The organism is Alicyclobacillus sp. CIJ1 (genome assembly GCF_057538885.1).
Window position 1 is genome coordinate 1 of sequence record NZ_BAAJPH010000047.1, and the last position, 285, is coordinate 285.

Here is a 285-nt window from a genome sequence, read left to right on the forward strand (position 1 = left end):
TAAACGGCGGCCGTAACTATAACGGTCCTAAGGTAGCGAAATTCCTTGTCGGGTAAGTTCCGACCCGCACGAAAGGCGTAACGACTTGGGCGCTGTCTCAACGAGAGACCCGGTGAAATTGTAGTACCTGTGAAGATGCAGGCTACCCGCGGTTAGACGGAAAGACCCCGTGGAGCTTGACTGTAGCCTGATATGGGACAACGGTGTTCCATGTACAGGATAGGTGGGAGACGGAGAAGCTTGGGCGCCAGCCTGAGTGGAGTCGGCGTTGGGATACCACCCTTG

General features: G+C 55.8%; 1 rRNA gene. It reads left to right on the forward strand.

Features of this window, described 5'->3' with window-relative positions:
* Window positions 1-285, forward strand: a 23S ribosomal RNA gene (locus tag AC27E8_RS00330); the annotation flags it as partial.